General features: G+C 62.2%; 12 protein-coding genes. 7 read left to right on the top strand and 5 right to left on the bottom strand.

Annotated features, from left to right (window positions below):
* The first annotated feature begins 225 nt into the window (after positions 1-225).
* The 3 genes from BLT42_RS13800 to BLT42_RS13790 all read left to right on the top strand — a co-directional run bounded on the left by BLT42_RS13800 (position 226) and on the right by BLT42_RS13790 (position 5,740).
* Positions 226-2,085: an ABC transporter ATP-binding protein gene (locus BLT42_RS13800; protein WP_233342512.1), complete on the top strand. Its 1,860-nt coding sequence runs from the start codon at positions 226-228 to the stop codon at positions 2,083-2,085.
* A gap of 88 nt (positions 2,086-2,173) precedes the next feature.
* Positions 2,174-5,014, top strand: coding sequence for a M16 family metallopeptidase (locus BLT42_RS13795; protein WP_233342511.1), 2,841 nt, complete (start codon positions 2,174-2,176; stop codon positions 5,012-5,014).
* 57 nt (positions 5,015-5,071) lie between these two features.
* Positions 5,072-5,740, top strand: coding sequence for an FKBP-type peptidyl-prolyl cis-trans isomerase (locus BLT42_RS13790; protein WP_233342510.1), 669 nt, complete (start codon positions 5,072-5,074; stop codon positions 5,738-5,740).
* 76 nt (positions 5,741-5,816) lie between these two features.
* On the opposite strand, the gene BLT42_RS13785 is transcribed toward BLT42_RS13790, so the two are convergent.
* The 3 genes from BLT42_RS13785 to BLT42_RS13775 all read right to left on the bottom strand — a co-directional run bounded on the left by BLT42_RS13785 (position 5,817) and on the right by BLT42_RS13775 (position 10,594).
* Positions 5,817-7,370 carry a pilus assembly protein gene (locus BLT42_RS13785; RefSeq protein ID WP_091771750.1) on the bottom strand — a complete coding sequence of 518 codons (1,554 nt, stop codon included), beginning with the start codon at positions 7,368-7,370 and terminating at the stop codon, positions 5,817-5,819.
* Positions 7,371-7,454: 84 nt separating this feature from the next.
* Positions 7,455-9,020: a pilus assembly protein gene (locus tag BLT42_RS13780; RefSeq protein ID WP_091771749.1), complete on the bottom strand. Its 1,566-nt coding sequence runs from the start codon at positions 9,018-9,020 to the stop codon at positions 7,455-7,457.
* An 83-nt stretch (positions 9,021-9,103) separates the two neighbouring features.
* A complete protein-coding gene (locus BLT42_RS13775) occupies positions 9,104-10,594 on the bottom strand; it encodes a pilus assembly protein TadG-related protein (RefSeq protein WP_091771778.1) in 1,491 nt (496 codons plus the stop codon).
* A gap of 120 nt (positions 10,595-10,714) precedes the next feature.
* Here BLT42_RS13775 and argE point away from each other — a divergent pair, with 120 nt between their 5' ends.
* Entirely contained in the window at positions 10,715-11,887 is a 1,173-nt protein-coding gene (gene argE, locus BLT42_RS13770) for an acetylornithine deacetylase (protein WP_091771748.1), read from the top strand.
* Positions 11,888-11,954: 67 nt separating this feature from the next.
* Here the strand turns inward: argE and BLT42_RS13765 are convergent, their stop codons facing one another.
* Complete coding sequence (locus BLT42_RS13765) at positions 11,955-13,160, bottom strand: NAD-dependent epimerase/dehydratase family protein (RefSeq protein WP_091771747.1); 1,206 nt, start codon at positions 13,158-13,160, stop codon at positions 11,955-11,957.
* Positions 13,161-13,438: 278 nt separating this feature from the next.
* On the opposite strand from BLT42_RS13765, the gene gap reads away from it, so the two are divergent.
* The 3 genes from gap to BLT42_RS13750 all read left to right on the top strand — a co-directional run bounded on the left by gap (position 13,439) and on the right by BLT42_RS13750 (position 16,843).
* Positions 13,439-14,449 carry a type I glyceraldehyde-3-phosphate dehydrogenase gene (gap, locus tag BLT42_RS13760; protein WP_091771746.1) on the top strand — a complete coding sequence of 337 codons (1,011 nt, stop codon included), beginning with the start codon at positions 13,439-13,441 and terminating at the stop codon, positions 14,447-14,449.
* 23 nt (positions 14,450-14,472) lie between these two features.
* Entirely contained in the window at positions 14,473-15,684 is a 1,212-nt protein-coding gene (locus tag BLT42_RS13755) for a phosphoglycerate kinase (protein ID WP_091771745.1), read from the top strand.
* 121 nt (positions 15,685-15,805) lie between these two features.
* Complete coding sequence (locus BLT42_RS13750; RefSeq protein WP_091771777.1) at positions 15,806-16,843, top strand: class I fructose-bisphosphate aldolase; 1,038 nt, start codon at positions 15,806-15,808, stop codon at positions 16,841-16,843.
* An 83-nt stretch (positions 16,844-16,926) separates the two neighbouring features.
* Here the strand turns inward: BLT42_RS13750 and BLT42_RS13745 are convergent, their stop codons facing one another.
* Positions 16,927-17,385: a peptidase S1 gene (locus BLT42_RS13745; protein WP_091771776.1), complete on the bottom strand. Its 459-nt coding sequence runs from the start codon at positions 17,383-17,385 to the stop codon at positions 16,927-16,929.
* Positions 17,386-18,018: the final 633 nt, after the last annotated feature.

Genomic DNA, 18,018 nt, shown 5'->3' with positions numbered 1-18,018 from the left:
AATGCAGGCATGCCCAACCTGTCACACGCGGCGCGTTCCAGGTCTGGTGCGCGGCCTGTCCGGCACGGCCGCGCGCACAGCCTCGTTGCCGGTTTACGTTGATCGGCGTGATTGGCAAGCGGTCTCATTTGATATGACCGCAGCGTTTGGTGATGCGCGTGCTGGTCTTACGCGATATCGGCGATATGCTTTGCGGCCCCAATTCCGTATGTGAGGAGTGTGATTGTGTTGCATAGCGGAGACAAGCCGGCCGGTGCGCCACCGATCCTGCAGGTGGAAAACCTGGATGTCCGGTTCGATACGCCCGATGGCGCAGTCAATGCGGTAAGGGGGATCTCGCTGGAGATTGCCGCCGGCGAATGCCTGGCTGTGGTGGGCGAGTCCGGGTCGGGCAAGAGCCAGACCTTCCTGGCCGCGATGGGCCTGCTGGCCTCGAATGGCCGCGCCACCGGCTCGATCCGCTATCGCGGACAGGAAATCCTCGGCCTGGCGCCGCACAAGCTCAATCGTGTGCGCGGCCGCAAGATGACCATGATCTTCCAGGATCCGCTGACTTCGCTGACGCCGCATATGCGGATTGGCGACCAGATGGGCGAAGTTCTCGGTATCCATCTCAAAATGCACGGCAAGAAAGCCGAGCAGCGGGCACTGGAATGGCTGGACCGGGTCCGCATTCCCGAAGCCCACCGCCGCTTGAGCCAGTATCCGCACGAATTGTCCGGCGGCATGCGTCAGCGCGTGATGATCGCGATGTCGATGCTGTGTGAACCCGATCTGCTGATTTGTGACGAGCCGACGACGGCGCTTGATGTCACGGTCCAGGCTGAAGTCCTCGACATTATGGACGAGCTGAAGCGCGATACCGGCGCGGCGCTGGCTTTCGTGACCCATGATATGGGCGTGGTCGCGCGCATGGCCGACCGCGTCGAGGTGATGCGCTATGGCGAGTATGTCGAAGGCGGTGTCTGCGAGGATATCTTCGCCAAGCCCAAGCATGACTATACGCGCATGTTGCTGGACGCGATGCCGCGCATCGATGCGCCCGACAGGCCCGGTCATGTCCAGCTCAAGCCTGTGGTCGACCAGGCCGGCGCCGAGCCGCTGATGAGCGTCGACGATATCAAGGTCCAGTTCCCGATCCAGGTCAGCGGTGGCTTGCGCCCGACCTATAAGGTTCTGCGCGCCGTTGACGGTGTCAGCTTCGATCTGAAAGCCGGCGAGACGCTGGGCGTGGTCGGTGAGTCCGGTTGTGGCAAGTCCACCCTGGCGCGTGCTGTCCTGCGCCTCGTTCCGGCCCAGGAAGGTGCGGTCACCTGGATTGGCCGCGACCTGCTCGGTCTCAGCCGGCAGGATATGCGCAAATCGCGTGAAGATTTGCAGATCGTGTTCCAGGACCCGATGGCCTCGCTCGATCCGCGCATGACGATCGGTGCCTCGATCGCCGAGCCGATGCAGACTTTCCGCAAGGATATGAATCGCGGACAGCGTCAGGACGCCGTACGCGAAATCATGGAACGCGTCGGTCTCGACCGGAATATGATCAATCGCTATCCGCACGAATTGTCCGGTGGCCAGAACCAGCGCGTCGGTATTGCCCGCGCCATGATCCTCAATCCGAAACTGGTGATCTGCGATGAGGCCGTCTCGGCGCTCGACGTGTCGATCCAGGCCCAGATCGTCGAATTGCTGATCAAGCTGCAGCAGGATCTCGGCCTGTCGATGATCTTCATCTCGCACGACCTGTCCGTGGTGCGCGAAATCTCCCATCGCGTGATGGTGCTCTATCTGGGCCGTATCGTCGAAATGGCCGACCGCGACCAGATCTATGAAGATGCCCGCCACCCTTACACCCAGGCGCTGATCTCCGCCGTGCCCGTGCCCGATCCGCTGATCGAGAAAACCCGCAAACGTCTCAAGCTCGATGGTGAGCTTCCCTCGCCGATGGATACGCGGGCGCAATTGCGCTTCATGCAGTCAAAGCTGATCGATGATCCCGATGCGGTGCAATACCAGCCGCAACTGATCGAGGTTGAATCGGGACATTGGGTCGCCGAGCATGACCCGGTCGAACAGGTCGCCGTCTGACCTTGCATGGCCTTACGCCCATTTAAATCGACTGGGGCGCGCCGCACGCTATGGTGTTCCCGCACTCAAAGCTGAAACGGTGAATATCATGTCGCTCAAGGCCCTCTCCAGGCTCGTCTTCCTGCCACTGCTTGCCGGCGCCCTGCTGGCCGCCTGCCAGCCTGCCGGGCCGGCTGCAGAGGCCGTCTGGCCACATGATGTCAGCGATCTGGCGGCCGATCCCGCGGTTCGTTATGGCCGGCTGGAGAATGGTCTGCGCTACGCGATCCTGGCCAATGAGACGCCGCCCAATGTGGCCTCCGTACGGATGGTGTTCAATATGGGCTCGCTCGGCGAAGCCGATGACCAGCGCGGCGTGGCGCATTTCATCGAACACATGGCCTTCAATGGCTCAACCAATGTCGCCGAAGGCGAGATGATCCCGCTGCTTGAGCGTCATGGCCTCCAGTTCGGGCCTGATACCAACGCCTTCACGGGCTATGACACGGTGGGATACCAGCTCGACCTGCCGGAGGCGGATGCGGAATCCATCGACACTGCGCTCTTCATCATGCGCGAGACCGCCACCGAGCTGGTCTTTGATCCCGAAGCGATTGACCGCGAACGCGGCGTCATCCTGTCCGAGGAACGCTTCCGCAATACGGCGATCCGGCGCTGGAGCACGGCGCTGCAGTATTTCCAGTTGCCCGGCACCTTGACCCCCGAACGTGACCCGATCGGTACGGTGGAGATCCTGGAGACGGTGCAGCGTGATCGCTTTGTCGATTATTACGAGAATTTCTACGTGCCGCAGCGCGGCATGGTCGTGGTGGTCGGTTCGATCGATCCCGATGCCATCGAGGCTAAGATCCACGACGTCTTCGGTGACTGGCAGGCGCCCGAGGATGCCCGTCCCGATCCGGACCTGGGCGATGTGCTCGAGGCGCGCCCATTCTCGGTCGGTTATTTCAACGATCCCGAAGTCTTCACCATCTTTACCGTCAATGCGATCCGTCCGCATCAGCATGAGGCCGATACCGGGGAAAGCCGTTTCCGCGACAATCTGGCCAGTTTCGGCGATGCCATCCTGTCGCGGCGTCTGCGGACCATCGTCAATTCGGGCGTTTCGCCGCTGTTGCAGGCCGCCGCCAGCCACTCCACAAGCTATGAATTGGCCGATGAGGCTGGCGTGCTCGCTGTTGCGACGCCGGACCGCTGGGCTGAGGCGGTGACGGTGATCGAGCAGGAGCTCCGCCGCGCCACCGAGTACGGTTTCACCCAGGCCGAGCTCGATGAGCAGCTGGCGAATTTCCGCACCAGCCTGCAGAATTCAGCAGACCAGGCAGGTACGCGTGACAGTGCGCAATTGTCCGATGCGATCTGGTCCAGCTGGCGCGGCGGCCAGGTGTTCACGACGCCGGCCTCCGGTCTGGCCCGTTTCGATGCCAGCGCGGACCGCATCACGCTCGAGGCGGTCAATACCGCCTGGGCGGCGCAATGGACCGGTGCAGCCCCGCTGCTCTTCCTGGCGACGTCCGAGATGATCGCCGATCCAGGCGCGACGATTGGTGCCGTCTGGGAAGCCAGTGCCGCCCAGCCCGTCGATCCGCCGGAAGACAGCGGCGCACAGAGCTTTGCCTATACCGATTTCGGGCCCGCCGGGACCGTTGCCGAACGGACGGAGGTCGAGGATCTCGGTCTGGTCCGGCTGCAATTCGGGAATGGCGTCGCGGTGACGTTGAAACAGACCGATTTCGAGGACCAGATCGTGCGGGTCCGGGTCCAGTTCGGCCGCGGCGAACTGGAGCCACGCGCCGTGCCGGCCGTTGATATTCTGGCGAGTTCGGTTTTCACCGCCTCGGGTCTGGGCGCCCATAGCGCCGATGATCTGTCGCGTGTGCTGGCTGGCCGTTCGGTCGGGATCAGTTTCGGTGTCGGCGATGACAGCTTCACCTTCAGCGCCAATACGACACCGGCCGATTTCGAGGTTCAGATGGACGTGTTCGCGGCCTTCATGACCGATCCGGGCTGGCGCGAAGAAGGATTGGCGCAGTATCGTGGCCAGGCTCCGGAAATTCGGCGCAATCTCTATTCCTCACCGACCGGTATCCTGCAGGCGGATGTCGCACGCATGCTGCGCAGCGGCGATCAACGCTATGGCTATCCCGATGAGGAAGAAGTCGCCGGTGTTGATCTGGCGGCCATCCAGGCCTTTCTCGACCCGGCGCTCGAGACTGCGCCGATCGAGATCACGATTGTTGGCGATATCAGCGAAGAGGCGGTCATCGCCGCGGTCGGTGCCACATTCGGCGCCCTGCCAGAGCGGGCCGCGAGCTGGCCGGACTATGCCGAGGCGCGTGATATCCGCTTCCCTGAAGCGACAGGTGAGCCGGTCATCCTGCGCCATAACGGGCCGGATTATCAGGCCATGGCAAATGTCTACTGGCCGACCTTCGATGATAGCGTGCCGCGCCGCAGCCGCGCCCTGGCCCTGCTGCGCGCCGTGTTCGACCTCAAGCTGACCGAGCGTCTGCGCGAGGCTGAAGGCTTCACCTATTCTGCCTTCAACAGCTCGACCACGTCGGATGTCTATCCCGATTACGGCTATCTCTGGGTTGGCGTCGATGTCCGGCTGGAAAATGTCGATGCGACCTATGCGGCGATCGACGAACTGGCCGCGGCCCTGGCTGCCGGCGAGATCACCGAGGATGAAATCCTGCGCGCCCGCCGGCCCCTGCTGGAGCAGATCGAGGACGCGTTCGAGAATAATGGCGCCTGGCTGAACTGGCTGTCGCAATCCTGGTCCAAGCCCGAGCGGCTTGACCGTATCCGGGCGCTGGCGACCGATTATGCCGAAATTCCCCGTGAGGAGCTGGTTGAGATGGCGGCAGAGTATCTGCAACCGGAGACGAGCTGGCGGGTGACGATTTTGCCGCGCGCGACGGAATAGCCGGATCGCGGTGGCACAACTGAAGCGGGCCTGAGGGCCTGAAATGGAGATATGAGAATGAAATTTGCCCTGTTGACCACAGCCGCACTCGCCCTGGCGCTTTCGGCCTGTTCGAGTGGAGATGCCCCTGTGAATGAAACGACCCAGCCTGACGGCGAAGCGGCGGCACAAGATGCGGCGCCAGCACCAGCGCCAGCGGTTGCTGAACCGGCAACCGTCTCGGCCGAGGCTGCGATCGTGGCCGAGGCCCGCGCCTGCCAGGGCGCGTCCGATACCAGCATGCTCACTGTTGATGTGCCCGAGGCCGGCAATCAGGATGGCACCGTGAACGCCGCCGCCGCCATCGCCTATCTCGACGCAGTGCGTGCCGAACCTTGCGTATTTGAGTTGCCGTCGGGTCTGCTCTTCCGCATTCGTGAAGCCAGCGAGGCCGGCATTTCACCGGTCTCCGGGGATCTGGTCACGGTGCATTATCGCGGCATGTTCGCCTATGGCGGCGAATTCGATTCGTCTTATGCCCGCGGCGAACCCGCGACCTTCCCCTCCAACCGTCTGATCGCGGGCTGGGTTGAAGCCCTGCCGCTGATGCGGGTGGGTGAAGCCTGGGACCTCTTCATTGCGCCAGAGCTGGCCTATGGTCCGCGCGGCACGCCGGGCGGCCCGATCGGCCCGAACGAAGCGCTCGTTTTCCAGCTTGAACTGATCGATGTGCCGGGCGCCAATTAGGCCCGTTCACCCGGTCCGAAAATCAATCCGATGATGTCAGGGCCGTGCCGGTGAGTTTGTGCTCACCGGTGCGGCGCTAGCGTGCCAGGCGCAGATTGGCGAGGTCGCCGGCAATCATCTCGAACGTATCGCGCAGCGCCGAGGTTGATGGCGAGTCAAAATACAGGCTCGGGCTGGAGGCACAGGCTTCCATCATCCTTCGGGTCGAGCTGGAATTGACCTGGAAGGTGATCGTGTAGACGCGGATGCCCTGGGCCTTGGCATAATTGCAGGCCGCGATCGTGCGCTCGTCGAGCGCCTCGCTCAGGCGGCTGTCGCTGGTTGTTCGGATCCCGAGGCGATTGTCTGCAATATAGCCATAGGCCTCGTATTCGGACATGAAGTCGGAATTCTCGCCGCGCAGGACATTGTCACCATCGGTCAGGATCACCATCGCCTTGAGAACGTCGCGATCATCATAGCCGGTGCCTTCGCTGAAGGGCATTTGTGGCGACAGAACCCGTACCCCCCAGCTGACGCCATTGGCGATATTGGTGGTGCCGTTCGCATCCATGTCGGAAATGGCGCGGTCGACCCGCGAGCGTGAATTGGTCAGCGCCGTGATCGGCGTCGACGTGCACGCCGCGTTCGGGCCACCGCGATTGGGCCGGGCGCCATCATATTTGGGCAAATTGCGCAGCCGGTCCCAGGCACTGCCGCTCACGTCGTCGTCGATATAGTCATTGGGATAGTATGAGGTGTCCGGCTCGTCCGGCGCAAAATGCGGCACGAAAAGCGTTTCGGGCTGGCCGGCATTGGGCGGGGTGTCATCGATATCCATCGGCAGGGAACGCGATTCAACACAACCGCCCCAGCTGGTGTTTTGCAGCTGATCGAAGAGGTCCCAGTGATTCGGGTGGATAGTCGTCGTGGTGCAGGTCCGCCGGCGGCCGCGGCCGCGGCACTCTTCGACGCTGTAATCGCCGCCAGCCCATTCGGCGTGAATGGGCGAGGTCGCATCCGGGTCGAGCCACCAGTCACGCTCGAAACCGGTTCCGACATTGACCGTCGCGGCGAAGGGTACCAGGCCGATCATGACGTCGTCCGGATCGTCGCCACCTTCAAACAGAATTTCCGAGAGCAGGTGTGCCGCATCGCGCAGACCGCGGATCTTGGAACCACCCATCGAGCCGGTATTATCGAGCACCATGGCCAACTCGATGCGCTGGCGGGCGCGCTGGGCGACGCTTTCCCAGTGCACGGTGATGGTCTGAATCCCCGCAAGGCCCAGCATGGTCGTGCGAACTTCGGCGGCCCCGCGGACGGTCACCGTGTCGGTTTCAGTATCGAGGCTGACGGTGACACTGGTGATATTGCCCAGCTCGCGCTCGGGGTAATTGGCATTGATGAAACCGGTCGCGATCTCAAGCGCTTCCTCGTCGCTGATCGTGGCATTGGTGCCAACGGCCAACGCTGCGGCGTCCAGCGCCTGGGCCAGCCGGCTGCGGGCATTCATCGCCGTGCTGAGGTCCACCGAACCGCCGGCGAGCAGGGTCACCGGCATCAGCGCCAGGGCGAAAATCACTGCGACATTGCCCCGTCGATTGCTCGCGAACTCTGCGACTCTTCTCGAAATACGGGCCAGGAACATGTGCGCTTACCATCATCTATTCGGTAAAACTCTACAGGTTCGGGGTTAAAGGGCCGTTAGATGAGGTGGTTAACCAATCGTGTCCTATCGCGACAGCCGCAGATTGGCGAGATCGCCGGCAATCATCTCGAAGGCATCGCGCAGGGCCGAGGATGAGGGCGAGTCAAAGTACAGGCTCGCATTGGTGGCACAGGCCTGCATCATGTTTCGCGTCGAGCTTGAACTCACCTGGAAGGTGATCGTGTAGACCCGGATCCCCTGCGCCTTGGCGTAGGCGCAGGCCGCTGCGGTGCGGGCATTGAGCGCCGTGCTGAGCAGATTGCCGTTCGAAGTGCGCACACCAAGCCGGTTGTCGCTGATATAGCCATAGGCCTCATAGCGGGACATGAAGTCATTGCCCTGTCCCGACAGCACATTCTCCCCGTCCGTCAGGATCACCATCGCCTTGAGCACGGTGCGATCGTCATAGGCGACGCCCTCGGCGAAGGGCATTTGTGGCGACAGGACGCGCACGCCCCAGCCGATGCCATTGGCGATATTGGTATTGCCGTTGGCCGCCATGGCCGAAATGGCCGCGTCGACGCGTGAGCGCGAGGTGGTGAGTGGGGTGATCGGCGTCACTGTGCAGGCCGCATTCGGCCCGTTGGAGCTGGGCCGCCCATCCTCATATTTCAGCAGATTGCGCAATCGGTTGAGCACGTTCCCGGCCACCCCGCTCGCCAGTCCATCGCTCAGATAATTGTTGGAATAGCCTGACAGATCCGGCTCGTCGGGCGCAAAATAGGGGATGAAGAGGGTTTCGGGCCGACTGGCATTGGGCGTGGTGTCGTCAATATCCATCGGCACGGCGCGCGCCTCGACGCAGCCGCCCCAGGACGTATTGCGCAGGTCGTCAAACAAGTCCCAGTGATTGGGGTGGATGGTCGTGGTCGTACATCTGCGCCGATTGCCATTGCCGGTGCAGACCTCGCTTGTTTGATCGCCGCCGGCCCATTGGGCGTGGATCGGTGAGGCGGCATTCGGGTCCAGCCACCAGTCGCGTGCGAATCCGGTTCCGACATTGACCGTTGCGGCAAAGGGAATGACGCCGATCTTGACGTCGCCGGTGTCGCCGGCGCCTTCAAACAGGATTTCAGAAAGCAGATGCGCCGCGCCGCGCAGGGCCGTGATCTTGGAGCCGCTCATCGAGCCGGTATTGTCGAGCACCATGGCCAGCTCGATGCGCTGGCGGGCGCGCTGGGCCACGCTCTCCCAATGCACGGTGATGGTCGGTATCCCGGCCAGGGCGAGCATGGTGGTGCGCACTTCCGCGGCGCCGCGCACGGTGACACTGTCGGTAACCGGGTCAAGGGTCACAGTGACGCCGGTGATATTGCCCATTTCGCGTTCGGGGTAATTGGCATTGATGAAGCCATTGGCGATGGCCAGCGCATCGGCATTGGACACCGAGGCGTTGACGCCCACCGCCAGGGCCGCTGCATCGAGCGCCTGGGCCAGCCGGCTGCGGGCATTCATTGCGGTGCTGAGATCAACAGAACCGCCGGCCAGCAGGGTGACGGGCATCAGGGCCAGCGCGAAAATAACCGCAATATTGCCGCGGCGATCCTTCGCAAAACGGGACAGAATTCTGGGAAAGCGGGTCAGGCACATGCAGGGCACCCTCATCAATTCGCCAGGATTCTACCGGTTGGGAGTTAAAACCGAGTTAGAATTCCAAGTTTATTTTGAGTGTGTTACCGCGAAAGTCGCAAATTGCTCAGATCCCCGGCGATCATCTCGAATGCATCACGCAGGGCGTCGGATGAGGGCGAGTCAAAATACAGGCCTGGATGGGTTGCGCAGGCCTGCATCATATTGCGCGTCGAGCTGGAATTGACCTGGAATGTGATGGTGTAGACGCGGATACCCCGCTCCCGGGCATAGGCACAGGCCGCCGTGGTGCGGGCATTGAGGGCGTTGCGGATCGTGGTGTCATTCGAGGAGACGATGCCAAGGCGGCCATCGCGCATATAGCCATAGCCGGAATAGTCCGAATAATTGCTGTTGCCGCGGCCATTGAGATAATTCTCGCCATCGGTCAGCACGACCATCGCCTTGATCGTATCATCCTCGCCCCAGTCCACGCCCTGGGTGAAGGGCTCGCCCGGCGACAGGACCCGCACCCCCCAGCTGACGCCGATCGGGATATTCGTCGTGCCGCTGGCGATCATGGCGGAGATGCCGGAATTGATCGTGCTCTGATTGCCCGTCAGCGGCGTGATCGGCCGCGCTGTGCAGCCCCAGCCGGGCCCGTCGCCCGATGACACAGACGCGCCGGTATATTTCGGCGCATTGCGCATCCGGGCGGTCTGGTCATAGCCCGACATCTGATCGCTCATATAGCTGTTGGGGTAGGAGCCATAGCTGGACTCGTCCGGTGCGAAATAGGGCAGGAAGAGCGTGTCCGGCGATGCCGCGGACGGCGGCGTATCCTCGATATCATGCGGAATGGCCCGTGCCTCGACACAGCCGGTCCAGTCGCGATTGGTGATCGTGTCGAACACGTCCCAGCGATTGGCGGCCGGGATGAAATTCTCCGAATGCAGCGGCGAGAGCGCATCCGGATCGAGCCACCAGGCGCGTTCATACTGAGTGCCGACATTCACCGTCGCCGCGAAGGGCACAAGGCCGATCTTGAGCCGGTCCGGATCGGCGCCCTCGAACAGGATATCGGTCAGCAAATGCGCTGCATCGCGCAGGCTGGCGATCTTGGAGCCGCCCATCGAGCCGGTATTGTCGAGCACCATGGCCAGTTCCAGCCGGCGGCGCGCGCGCTGGACCTCGCTCTCCCAGTGCACAGTGATGGATTCAATCCCGATCAGCGACAGCACCAGCGTCGCAATGCGCGCCTCGGCGCCAACCGTGACGATGTCATTGTCGGCATCCAGGGCTACGGTCAGCCCGCCAATCTCGCCGATCTCGGTGGGCGGATAATTGGCGGTCACGAAGCCGAGCGCGAATTCTGCGGCCTCATCCTGGGTGAGCGATGTCTGCACGCCGACCGCGAGGGCTGCTGCGTCGAGCGCCTGGGCCAGCCGGGTGCGGGCATTGAGGGCCTGGTTGAGATCGACAGCCCCGCCAGTCAGCACCATGAGCGGCATCAGCAGAATCGAGAACATCAGCGCGACATTGCCGCGCCGGTCGACCATCCAGGTCCGTAAAAATGAGATCAGACTCGAAGGCATCAGGTCCACAATCCGTTCAACCCGGCGATACTGCGCGCGGGGCGGGCGGATGGGCACTGAGTTTTGGAAATGAAGTGAAAAACCGGCTAACACCCAAGCTACAACTGTTCGAGGTCACCCATGTCCCAGCCATCCCCCTTCCTTGAGACCGCAATCGACGAATTGCGCGATCTGATCGGTTTCGACACCACCTCGCGCAATTCCAACCTGCCCCTGATCGACCATGTCGAGCAGCGCCTGACAGCGCTGGGCGCCCATTGCGAGCGCATCCCCAATAGCGACGGGACGAAGGCCAATCTGCACGCGATTATCGGCCCGATGGTCGATGGCGGGGTCGTCTTGTCGGGCCATACCGATGTCGTGCCGGTCGATGGCCAGCCCTGGACGTCGGATCCCTGGACGCTGACCGACAAGGGTGATGGCAAGCTCTATGGCCGCGGCACCTGCGACATGAAGGGCTTTTCCGCCTGCATCCTGGCGCTGGCGCCAATGTTCGCAAGCGCCAAGCTGAAACGCCCGGTCCACATCGCGCTCTCCTTTGACGAGGAGATTGGCTGTATCGGCGCACCGGCGATGATCGAGAAGATCATGGCCGGCCCGATCAAGCCGTCGACCGTCATTGTCGGCGAGCCGACCGATATGAAAGTCGTCACCGCTCATAAGGGCCTGTTCTCGATGACGGTGAAACTGCGCGGCCGCGAAGCGCATTCCTCCCTCGTGCGCGATGGTGCCTGCGCCGTCACCCACGGTGTGCCGCTGATGCAATACCTGGTCGATTGCGCCGCCGAAATGGAGGCCGCCGCCCCCGATGACAGCCCCTATACCCCGCCCTTCGGGACGCTGACGATTGGCGAGATGAAGGGCGGCACAGCCCTCAACATCCTGGCCCTCGACGCCCAGTTCTCCAGCCTGATCCGCCCCGCCCCCTGGGATGATCCGCACGCGATCGAGGCGGGTCTGCGGGAGCGGGCTGCGGCTGTTGAAGCGAAAATGCGCCAATCAGTTCCCGAAGCCAGCGTGACGGTAACCGTGCGCTCCAACGTGCCGGCCTTCGCCCGCGAGGCCGACGGCGCCGCCGAACGCCTGGCGCGCCAGCTCACCGGCGACAACTCCACCCGCGTCGTGAGCTATGGCACCGAAGCCGGCCAATTCCAGGCGGCGGGCCTCTCCGTCGTCGTCTGCGGTCCCGGCTCGATCAGCCAGGCGCACCAGCCGGACGAATTCGTCGCGATTGACCAGTTGGATCAGTGTTGCGGCTTTATGGAGCGGCTGGTGCGGGTGCTGGAGGCCTGAGCCGGGCCGCCACACGAAAAAAGGGCGCCCCGCGGGGCGCCCTTTTCAATTCGTCAGACCTGAAGCCCTAGCCTACGACCTTCAGCGGGTCGGGCTGGGCCGCGTCTTCGCGAGTCTTGCCCCAATAGGAGATGCAAGGGATTTTCGCCTTGTCGCAGCGGTCGGCGTATTTGCTTGCGATGTCGGTGACTTCTTCCATCAGGCCAGCGGCCAGGGTGATCGGCTTGAGGCCCATCTGCAGGAAGGTGTCGTTTTCGACATGAAGGTCATTCTCGTCCGCTTCATTGCGCGGATTGGGAACCAGCTGCACTTCGGCATGGGCCATGTCGGCGATCATCTTGGCCAGATCGCGAACCCGGTGAGTTTCAGTCATCTGGTTGAAGATGCGAACCTTGTCGCCAGATTGCGGCGGGTTTTCGACCGCGATCTGGACGCAATGAACCGTGTCCTGGATATGGATGAAGGCGCGCGTCTGGCCGCCCGTGCCGTGCACGGTGAGCGGATAGCCGACGGCGGCCTGCATCAGGAAGCGGTTGAGCACAGTGCCGTAATCGCCGTCATAATCGAACCGGTTGATCAGGCGCTCATCGCGCTTGGTCTCATTGGTCTGGGTGCCCCAGACGATGCCCTGGTGGAGATCGGTGATCTTCACCTTGTCGTTCTTGTTGTAGAAATGGAAGAAGAGCTGATCCTGGGTCTTGGTCATGTGGTAGATCGAGCCCGGATTGGCCGGATAGAGGATCTCCTGATCCTGCAGCCCGTGATCCGTCTGCACCTTCACCTTGAGATAGCCTTCGGGGATTTTCATGCCCGCCGTGCCATAGCCATAAACGCCCATCGTGCCGAGGTGGACGAGATGGATGTCGCGACCGCTCTCGACGATCGCGGCGAGCACGTCATTGGTGGCGTTGAGGTTATTGTCGACGGTATAGCGCTTGTGGCGGGCCGATTTCATCGAATAGGGCGCGGCGCGCTGTTCGGCGAAATGCACGATCGTGTCAGGCTTTTCCTCATCGATCAGATCGATGAATTCCTGGAAATCCTTGCCGATATTCATGTTCACGAAGCGGATGTCGCGGCCGGAGACGTCTTTCCAGGCGGCAAGGCGTTCGCTCATTGGCCGGATCGGCGTCAGCGATTCCACTTCCAGTTCGACATCGATCATGCGACGCGAGAGATTGTCGACGATGACAATGTCATGGCCAAGATTGGAGAGGTGAAGCGCTGTCGGCCATCCGCAGAAGCCGTCCCCACCAAGAACGATAACTTTCATAATTCCGGCACCCGCCCAAAAGGTTTATATAACTGTCTACTCCGTTTCTCGCAGGCGTACAGTTTCATTTCAAGTCCCCGCTCTGCGGTCGGGCCGGTGAAGCACTGTACTGACACACATACAGCCTGTCCGGAGGGGGGCGATAAGTCCGTCATGTCGCTGTTTTGCCGCATTCCTGCGGTGGACTGTGACCTGAAAGGCGGGTAAATCCGCGCCAATTCCAGCGCGACCGGCCTCATGCCCCGCTGTCGCGATTACCGATATTGAGGAGACTGGCCATGGCGCTTCGGGTTGCAATCAATGGATTTGGCCGTATCGGCCGTCTCGCACTGCGGGCGATTCTCGAGGAGAAGCGCTGGGGCGAGATCGAAGTCGTGGCGATCAATGACAGCTCGACGCCCCAAACCAACGCCCACTTGCTGACCTATGACAGCGTGCATGGCCGTTATCCCGGCAAGATCGAAGTTGGTGAAGACTGGCTTGATGCCGGTTATGGCCGCATCCAGAAGGTGTCCAATCGCGATCCGTCCCAATTGCCCTGGAAGGCGATGGGCGTCGATCTGGTGATGGAATGCACTGGCAAGTTCAACGACAAGGCCGCCGCGATGGCCCATATCGAGAGCGGCGCCAAGCGGGTGCTGTGCTCGGCTCCGGCCAAGAATGCTGACAAGACCATCGTCTATGGCGTCAATCACGACCAGCTGAGCGCCGAGGACATCATCGTCTCGAACGCGTCTTGCACCACGAATGGCCTCGCGCCCGTCGCGAAGGTGCTCAATGACGCGGTCGGCATCGAGCGCGGTCATGTCACGACCATCCATGCCTATACCGGCGACCAGCCAACCCTGGACCGTAATCACAAGGATCTCCACCGCGCCCGCGCCGCTGCGATGTCGATGATCCCGACCTCGACCGGTGCCGCCAAGGCGGTTGGCCTGGTCATCCCCGAACTGATCGGCAAGCTCGACGGTGCCGCCGTGCGCGTGCCGACCCCGAATGTGTCGCTGATCGACATGGTCTTCGTGCCCTCGCGCGCCACCACGGCGGAGGAGCTGTCCGCAGCCATCATCGCCGCCGCCGATGGCCCGATGAAGGGCGTGCTCGGCTATGACAGCATCCCGCTGGTCTCGATCGATTATAATCACGACCCCCGCTCCTCCATCGTCGCCATCGACAAGATCAATGTCATTGATGAGCGCCTGGTCCGGGTGATGACCTGGTATGACAATGAGTGGGGCTTCGCCTGCCGCATGGTCGATACGGCCGTGGCGATGGGCCGTTACCTTTAATCACGCTTGAGCGAGGACAGGTCATGACGACGATCCGCCGTATCCAGGACGCCGAATTGGCCGGCAAGCGCGTGCTTGTGCGCGTCGATTTCAACGTGCCGATGAAGGATGGAATCGTCACCGACGATACCCGTCTGCAATCGGCCTTGCCGACGATTGAATTCCTGCGCGAAGCCGGGGCAAAAGTGATCCTGCTGGCCCATTTCGGTCGCCCCAAAGGCAGCCGGGTTACGGGTCTGTCGCTGGAGCCGGTGGCGCAGCCGCTGGCTGACCTGGTCGGTGAAGCGGTTGATTTCGTCGATGACCTGGTCGGGGATGATGCCGCTTCGGCAGTGGCCGACATGGCCGATAGCGATGTGCTATTGTTGCAGAACACACGTTTCGAGCCCGGCGAGGAAGCCAATGACCCCGCTTTCGCAGCGGCGCTGGCCCGGCTCGGCGATATCTATGTCAATGACGCCTTCTCCGCTGCCCACCGTGCCCATGGCTCGACCGAAGGCGTGGCGCATCTGCTGCCGGCCTATGCCGGCCTGGCCATGCAGCGCGAGATCGACCATCTGGTCGCGGCGCTGGAAAAGCCCGAGCGCCCGGTCATGGCGCTGGTTGGCGGCGCAAAGGTCTCATCCAAGATCGATTTGCTGAAAAACCTGGTGAAGAAGGTCGATATTCTCTTCGTCGGCGGTGGCATGGCCAATACGCTGCTGCACGCCCAGGGCATCAAGGTCGGCGCCAGCCTTTGCGAGGCCGATCTGGCCGATACGGCACGGGTAATCCTCGTGGCCGCGGAAGAAGCGGGTTGCAAGCTCATCCTGCCGAGCGATGTCGTGCTGGCGCGTGAGTTCAAGGCGAATCCGGAAACCCGGCTCACCGCCGTTCACAATGTCGGCGCCGAGGAGATGATCCTCGATTGCGGTCCCGGTACGGTGGTCGAAATCAACCAGGCGATCGACACCTGCAGAACCTTGATCTGGAATGGCCCGCTCGGCGCCTTCGAGACCCCGCCTTTCGAGGCCGCGACGATGGCCGTGGCTGAACATGTCGCCCGCGCCGTGCGCGACCAGGGCCTGGTCGCGGTCGGCGGCGGCGGCGATACGGTCGCAGCGCTCAACCAGGCCGGCGTGGCCGACGACTTCACCTTCATCTCGACGGCGGGCGGAGCCTTCCTCGAGTGGATGGAGGGCAAGGTCCTGCCTGGCGTCGATGTGTTGATGCAGCGCGATAGCGTCAGCGCCTGACGCCTGCGCCAGACAAACCCGAATTCGGGCCGTTTCCTGTCTTGGGATTTGGCCGCGCTCTGTGTAGATAGGGCGCAATGCATGATGAAGACAAAGATCGAACCTAGCTGGGGATGACATGATGGATCTCGACCAACTCAACGAAACCGCCTGTGCCATGGTGGCGCCCGGCAAGGGCCTGCTGGCAGCTGATGAATCCACTGGCACGATCGGCAAGCGCTTCGCTTCGATTGACCTGGAAAACACCGCCGACAACCGTCGCGACTGGCGCGAAATGCTGTTCCGCACCGAACCGGCGATGAGCGAGCATGTTTCCGGCGTCATCCTCTATGACGAGACCATCCGCCAGAAATCCAAGGACGGGACGCCGCTGGTCAAGCTGATCCAGGATGCCGGCGCGATTCCGGGCATCAAGGTTGATGCCGGCGCCAAGGGCCTGGCGGGCAGCGATGGCGAAATGATCACCGAAGGCCTTGATGGCCTGCGCGATCGTCTCGCCGATTATTACGGGCTCGGTGCCCGCTTCGCCAAATGGCGTGCCGTGATCAATATCGGCCGCAATGGCGATGAATCCATGCCGAGCCAGTATTGCATCAACACCAATATGCACGCGCTGGCCCGCTATGCGGCGCTGTGCCAGGAAGCCAATATCGTCCCGATCGTCGAGCCGGAAGTCATCATGGATGGCGATCACTCGATCGAGCGTTGCTATGAAGTGACCGAATTCGCGCTCAAGACGCTGTATCGCGAGCTGTTCGACCAGGGCGTGATCCTGGAAGGCACGATCCTGAAGCCGAACATGGTGATTTCGGGCACGAAGAACGAGGACCGCGCCAGCATTGAAGAAGTCGCCGACATGACGATGCAGTGCCTGGCCAATTGCGTGCCAGCCGCCGTGCCGGGCATCGCCTTCCTCTCCGGTGGCCAGTCCGATGAGGAAGCCACGGCCCACCTCAATGCCATGACCGCGAATTATGACCTGCCCTGGCCGGTCAGCTTCTCCTATGGCCGTGCGCTGCAGGCGGCGCCGCTGAAGGTCTGGGCTGGCAAGCCTGGCAATGTCGATGCGGCCCAGGCTGCCTTCAACCACCGCGCCAGGATGAACAGCCTGGCCTCGCTGGGTGAATATGATGCGGCGATGGAGAAAAACGGCGCCTGATTTTCGGCTGTCGGAATGCTGACCACCAAAAAAACGGGGCCCGCATTGCGGGCCCCGTTCTCGTTTCGGCGATGGTCTGAAGTCTACTGGTCGTATTCGGTGATGAAGATGGTGGCTGGCGCGGTGCTGCTGCCATAGGTGCCGACCCAGATATCATACTGGCCAGCATCCGGCATTTCTCCGCCAACGAGCGGGTTCAGGCCGTTATAGTCATCATTGCAATACCAGCTGCCGTCGGGACCGTTGACGACGAGGGTCGTGTCGACCGAGGAGGTGACGCCGATGAACAGCTGTGAGCCACCGCCGCCGTATTGCAGGCGATAATCGGGTGCATTGGCGATCAGGCCGACGCAGGCGTTATTGATCGACGAGGCATCAATCGTGCCGCCAGCGACCACCTGTGCCTGATGGGGGTCAGGCAGAAAGCCGGGATTCAGCGCCACGGAACCATAGGTCGGCGGCAGCGAGTAATCCTGGGCGGCGGCGACACCGGTAAGCGCTGCGACAGCGAGGCTGGCAGCAAGGACGGTTTTGATGGACATATATTTCCCCTGATAAAACTGGATCGAAACAAGATCATTGGTTGATGTTGTGAACATGCAGTGTCGTTGATGACGGCGAGATGAACACGCTGCGTCGAAGACTGCATCCGGGCCGGGATCGGGTGCCTATCCCCCACCCTAAACAACTGTCCCACGCAACCCGGACGCAAGCCAGGCGCTTGCTGAGACAGGTGCACAGCCGGCAATATCGAGGTCCCGACTTGCGTCAGGACGACACATTCCGAGCGATGTTATCCCCACCCCACCAACCTGCGCGCATACTTCAGCGGTTCCGGTCGCACGGGAGGCGTGAGCTCAGTCATTCGCGGCGATCGGGAGCGTGGAGCTCGTCCGGGCAGAGGGGTGACATCCTCAAGCTCTGGTGAGGCCATGATCGGGGAAGGGCAGCATGAATGCTCGACTGTTCGTCCACGGTCATTTCGAGGCAGGGCCCGCGAGGGACCTGAGCAAATCTCCACGTGCGGGACGTCTCGGATGCCCCCTAAACCTACAACAGCTCCGGCATTCGCCGGCGTCCCGCACACCTCCCAAACCGGGGAGGCCCACTCAAACCTCCAGCGGCGAGCCGCGTGGAGATTTTCGTGTGCGCGGCGATGCAGGCCCACTAGCCAC

The organism is Maricaulis salignorans (genome assembly GCF_900103475.1).
In the GTDB taxonomy this organism is placed as follows: domain Bacteria; phylum Pseudomonadota; class Alphaproteobacteria; order Caulobacterales; family Maricaulaceae; genus Maricaulis; species Maricaulis salignorans.
Note: the sequence above shows the minus strand (reverse complement) of the source record. Positions and strands in the feature narration are given on the sequence as shown.